The organism is Trichococcus sp., assembly GCF_049684335.1.
Taxonomy (GTDB): domain Bacteria; phylum Bacillota; class Bacilli; order Lactobacillales; family Aerococcaceae; genus Trichococcus.
Genome location: NZ_JBAVFV010000033.1, coordinates 1 through 5230, shown reverse-complemented (window position 1 = coordinate 5230; position 5230 = coordinate 1). Strand labels below are relative to the sequence as shown.

4 protein-coding genes, 1 tRNA gene and 1 other annotated feature are annotated in these 5230 nt (G+C 45.1%); all 5 genes read right to left on the bottom strand.

Annotation, left to right across the window (positions count from 1 at the left end; translation table 11 throughout):
- Positions 1 to 298 precede the first annotated feature (298 nt).
- Positions 299 to 895 (bottom strand): anthranilate synthase component II, encoded by a 597-nt coding sequence (locus WBM30_RS06080; RefSeq protein WP_424899853.1) that lies wholly within the window; start codon positions 893 to 895, stop codon positions 299 to 301.
- The gene (gene trpE / locus WBM30_RS06075) at positions 896 to 2326 is read right to left on the bottom strand and encodes an anthranilate synthase component I (RefSeq protein WP_424899852.1); all 1431 of its coding nucleotides are present in this window, start codon (positions 2324 to 2326) and stop codon (positions 896 to 898) included. It lies immediately after the preceding gene.
- Positions 2327 to 2410: 84 nt separating this feature from the next.
- Positions 2411 to 2827, bottom strand: a binding site (T-box leader).
- 241 nt (positions 2828 to 3068) lie between these two features.
- Positions 3069 to 3710: a bifunctional 4-hydroxy-2-oxoglutarate aldolase/2-dehydro-3-deoxy-phosphogluconate aldolase gene (locus WBM30_RS06070; protein WP_424899851.1), complete on the bottom strand. Its 642-nt coding sequence runs from the start codon at positions 3708 to 3710 to the stop codon at positions 3069 to 3071.
- 32 nt (positions 3711 to 3742) lie between these two features.
- Entirely contained in the window at positions 3743 to 4810 is a 1068-nt protein-coding gene (uxuA, locus tag WBM30_RS06065; protein ID WP_424899850.1) for a mannonate dehydratase, read from the bottom strand.
- 302 nt (positions 4811 to 5112) lie between these two features.
- A tRNA-Leu gene (locus WBM30_RS06060) sits at positions 5113 to 5196 on the bottom strand.
- Positions 5197 to 5230 lie beyond the last annotated feature (34 nt).

Below are 5230 nucleotides of genomic sequence, written 5' to 3'. Positions count from 1 at the left end.
GCTTGGATCAGCAACTTTTATATAATATCACGCTCTAAATCGCATGTCAACAATTTTTTCAAATCATTTCAAAGCCGATTCTGGCGGACAACTTCTATATACTATCATCGTAGCCGAACGCTGTCAACGATTTTTCAATTTTTTTTAAACCTTTCGATACAGGCCTAGGAAACGTTATAATTGTTCTCCATCCGGCATGCGCGTTAGCGGTCCAAACCCTCTGTATTCCGACCAAAGCATCCGACTTCCGCAGTCGGATGCTCTGATGGATTTGTCCCGCTCACCATGCCTCTTCATATCAATTCACTGTCTGCTCTGCTTTGTTGGCAATGTTTTCCAAAAAGTTCCGGATAAGCTTCTGACCATCTTTGGTGAAGATGGACTCGGGATGGAACTGCAGGCCGTAGACGGCATGCTCCTTATGCTTCATCGCCATGATGACGCCATCATCCACACTTTTGGAGAGTATTTCCAGTTCAGCGGGAAGGCTCTTTTCTTCGACTACTAGCGAATGGTAACGCATGACCTCGAAAGGGGAAGTGATCCCTTGAAAAAGCGGATCGCCGTTATGCGTGACCATAGAGGTTTTCCCGTGCTTCAGCGTTTCTGCACGGATGACATTCCCGCCATAGGCATACCCGATGGCCTGATGCCCGAGACAGATCCCAAGCAGAGGCACTTTTCCGGCAAACTCCCTGACCACATCGACGCAAATTCCGGCATCCTCAGGCACGCCTGGTCCTGGGGAAAGGATGATGCAATCCAAATCCATTGCCTTCATTTCATCCACTGTCAGGGCATCATTGCGCACGACCAGCACATTCGGATTGATTTCTCCGATGTATTGGTAGAGGTTATACGTAAAAGAATCATAATTATCGATCAATAAAATCATTCAGATTACCTCCTTCAGGGCCATTGCTTTGTTAAGTGTCTCGGTATATTCCGATTGCGGGACGGAATCATGCACAATCCCTGCACCGGCTTGGACATAGGCGAAGCCGTCCTTCAGAATGATGGTCCGGATGGCAATACACGTATCCATGTTGCCGTTATAGGAGAAATAGCCAACCGCACCGGCATAGATGCCCCGTTTCGTCCTTTCCAATTCATCGATGATGCCCATCGCGCGTATTTTCGGCGCACCGGAAACGGTCCCTACAGGCAGACAAGCGCTCAAGGCTTCGAAGCAGGTCAGACCCGGTTTCAACTTGCCGGTCACTTTCGAAACGATGTGCATCACGTGTGAATAGATATCCACTTCCATGAACTTATCCAGCTTGACGCTGCCGAATTCGCTGATCCTACCGATGTCGTTCCTTCCCAAATCCACCAGCATCACATGCTCTGCCCGCTCCTTCTCGTCTGCAAGCAACTCTTTCTTCAATTCATTGTCTTCCTCTTCGTTCTTCCCTCTTCTGCGCGTTCCGGCTATCGGATTCGTCATGACTTCACCATCCTGAACGGTGACCAGACTTTCCGGAGAGGAACCGACCACTTGAAAATCACCTAGGTCGATATAGAAAAGATAAGGCGACGGATTCTTCGTGCGCAGTCTTCTGTAGATATCGAACGGTTCGGATTCGGACTTGATTTTCAGCCGTTGCGAGAGGACAACCTGAAAGATGTCGCCGGCTTTGATGTATTCTTTCGCCTTCTCGACGAGCGTACAAAATTCCGCTTCGCTGACGTTTGAGGAAACCTCTTGATTCGGATTCACCTCTTGGAAAGGTCGGATGCCGTTCGTCTGGTTCATCGTTTCGGCTAACTTTTCCAAATTGGCGGTGATTGTTTCATAATCCTCCGTATCCTCCGGGAAAACATTATGGACGAGCGTCATTTTGTGCTGGTAGTGGTCGTAACTGATGAATTGCTTGTAGAACATTAAGTAGGCTTCAGGCGCCTGCAGTTCATCCGGGTTCACATTCGGCAGCTTTTCGTATTGTCGGATGACATCATAACCGACATAGCCGATCGCTCCGCCTACAAAAGGCAACGGGATATCGGTCTTAAGATAGGGAATCGACACATGCTCTTTTACGAAATCGAGCACCTTTCCTTTTTTGTGCACGGCTTGTCCATCAGTGATGATCGTCACGTCTTCACCCATACTCGTGATGCTTTTGTAAGGATTCGAACCCAGAAAGGAATATCTCCCGATTTCCCGCTCCGAAAAGACGCTCTCAAACAAAAACTTATGCTTCCCTTCGAGATTGTAGTACATACCGATAGGCGTCAATTGATCCGCATTGACCGTCAAGTTTACCGGAAACACCTTATTGTGCTTTTTTGCTGCTGCAAATTCTGTTGCTGTCAGATTAAACATTCCATTCACCCCTAATGAGATTTTTTTGCTATTTCTACTTGATTTAGGGGATTTTGGGTACAAAAAAAGCCACAACATCCCCTATAATGGGACGATGTAGCCGCGGTGCCACCCATATTAGTTCTGTACTGTTGACTCACGATCGACTCTGTCGTTCTTTGCGCTCCTTGTCTCCCTAACGGAATCAAGGACCCAATACGTCACCCAAAAAAGGCTATGCATTGTTTTCGCGCTAATACTACAGAATCAAAAAAACACTTCCTCCTCAAAAGGACGAAATGTTTCCATTCGTTTGCCACCTCAGTACAAAACTCGCTCTGCGGGTACGGATGTTAATCGATACCCCGTCCTTTTAACGGCGGACTCCCGGTTTTTGCTACTATAATTTTCGCATCACGTCTCAGAGATCCATTCACCAACAGCTACAGTGTTTGGCTTTCACTGCCCCAAACTCGCTTTGACTAAACGCTATTGGCTACTACTTCTCATCACAGATTTTATTAGTTTAATTTTAATTTATTATAATCCTTTTCTCATTATTGTCAACTGGGAAATGCTAGTTTATTTAGTACGAGAGAATCACTTTGCGATAGGCAGGTCACGGTTGACCATAATCAGTCACTCAACTCGGCAAGAAAAACAAAAACAAAAAAGCAGAGCAACAACACAGTCGTGTCATTACTCCACTAATTTTAGCATGATTGGCAAAGGATCGGTTTAACAACTGACCTTCAACTATTTTCTAGGCTCTGATTTTGTCCACCAATGATTTCAGTGTTTTATCCGCTGTTTCGCCATCATCTTTTTGGATGGCCGATTCAGAAATGATAAACGAACCGCCCACCGCTACTATGTGATCATTTTGCACATATTCCATAAAGTTATCTTCGTTGATTCCGCCAGTCGGCAGGAACTTAACATCGTAGAAAGGACCGCTCAAAGCGTTGATCGCTTTCAAACCACCGTAAATATCTGCGGGAAAAAATTTCACCACTTTGATGCCATATTCCGTAGCGCGTTGAATATCGCCAGGTGTCGCCGTCCCGGGAAACACAGGGATATCATTTTTGATGCAGTACTCGATGACATCCGGAACGATCGCAGGCGAAACAATGAATTTCGCGCCATTTTCAACCGCATCTTTCGCTTCTTTCAATGTCCTTACCGTTCCTGCACCAACAATCAGCTCGCCTGACTGAGCCAATTTCTTCATTGCATCCAAGGCTAAGTTGCTTCGGAACGTCACTTCAATAAACCGTACCTCGTTTTTGACCAGAATCTCTTCCAATCGATCTAAACAGGAAAGATCCGTAGCGGTATAAAGAGGCAACAGTTTTGTTTCCTCGATTTGTCGATAAATTTCGTGTTCCATGTTTGCTAACATATTCCACTCTCACTTTCTTGCGTTAAGGAATCTTATCCTTTTGCTTTCGTGATTGCTTCATGCAATCCTTGCAGATACGTAATGCCCATTGCGCGGTCATACAACCCATAACCCGGCATTGCGACCTCGTCAAAAACTGTACGCCCATGGTCGGGACGAACAACTCCGTCAAACCCGACATCTACTAAAGCTTTCATGATGGCGTACATATCCAATGATCCATCCGTGCTCAAATGTGCTGATTCTCTAAATTTGCGTTCGCCCAAAAATTCGACATTGCGGAAGTGAACAAAATTGATTCTGTGCCCGACTTCACGGATGATTTCAACCATGTCATTGTCTGGATCCGCTCCAAGGGAACCTGTGCAGAGCGTAAGGCCATTGTATGGAGAATCAACAATGCTAAGGATTTTTTTCAGGTCTTCCAAATTCTTCGTGATGCGCGGAAGCCCAAAGATTGCAAATGGAGGATCATCAGGGTGAATCGCCATCTTGACATCCATTTCCTCACATACGGGAATGATTTTCTTCAAGAAATAGCTCAGGTTTTCAAATAAGATCTCTTCCGTCACGCCTTCATAAATCTCAACTAAACTGCTGAATTTGTTTAAGCGTTCCTCTTCCCAACCGGGTAGACTGAACCCTTTCGATTGACTATGAATCAGTTTGAACATGTCGCTCGCTTCCATGTTGTCCACAACAGCTTGGTCGTAAACAAGAGAGAAGCTGCCATCCTTGTTTTCATAAAACAAGTCTGTTTTTGCCCATCCAAAAATCGGCTTGAAGCTGTAGCAAATCATGTGCACACCGCATTTGGACAAGTTCTTGATCGTCTGGATATAATTTTCGATGTATTGATCGCGTTCAGAAGTTCCCGCTTTGATTGCGTCATGAATCGCCACACTTTCGATCCCCAGTAATTCCAGACCGCCTTTTTCCACTGACTCTTTCAATTCTTGAATCTCAGAAATTTCCCACACATCTCCAGGCAGTTTGTTCAACAGAGTACCCACAACACCGTTTATTCCCGGTATTTGTCGAACATGTTTCAACGGAATTGTATCTCCCTTTTCCCCATACCATCTAAATCCCCATTTCATTACGCTTCACCCTTCCTTTTCCTTGAGAAATATCGTCCTCTTGATTGTTTCCAGCTTTGATGCCTACCTAGCACTTAAACCATCAGTTTTTTGACCGATCGCAACTTCAGCGATATGATAGCGCATCCAACCTTTATACTCTTATTATACAAAAAAATATTTTTTTGTAAAGGGAAAACCAAAAGAAAATATTTTTTCTTTGCGAATACTGCTTTAAAAGTAGCGGATTACCGTTTTAAAAAACTTCGGCAAAAAAATAAGCTTGCAACGATGATTTCATCGTTGCAAGCTTATTTGTGTGATACCGGCGGCCGGGGTCGAACCGGCACGCCCTTGCGGGCACTGGATTTTGAGTCCAGCGCGTCTGCCAATTCCGCCACGCCGGCATGATATGAAGAATGCAATTTTCCATCTTACTCA

What these genes read in the sequence shown, in the direction of transcription:
- WBM30_RS06080 (WP_424899853.1), bottom strand. Translation starts at nt 895, where the DNA reads ATGATTTTATTGATCGATAATTATGATTCTTTTACGTATAACCTCTAC.
- trpE (WP_424899852.1), bottom strand. Translation starts at nt 2,326, where the DNA reads ATGTTTAATCTGACAGCAACAGAATTTGCAGCAGCAAAAAAGCACAAT.
- WBM30_RS06070 (WP_424899851.1), bottom strand. Translation starts at nt 3,710, where the DNA reads ATGTTAGCAAACATGGAACACGAAATTTATCGACAAATCGAGGAAACA.
- uxuA (WP_424899850.1), bottom strand. Translation starts at nt 4,810, where the DNA reads ATGAAATGGGGATTTAGATGGTATGGGGAAAAGGGAGATACAATTCCG.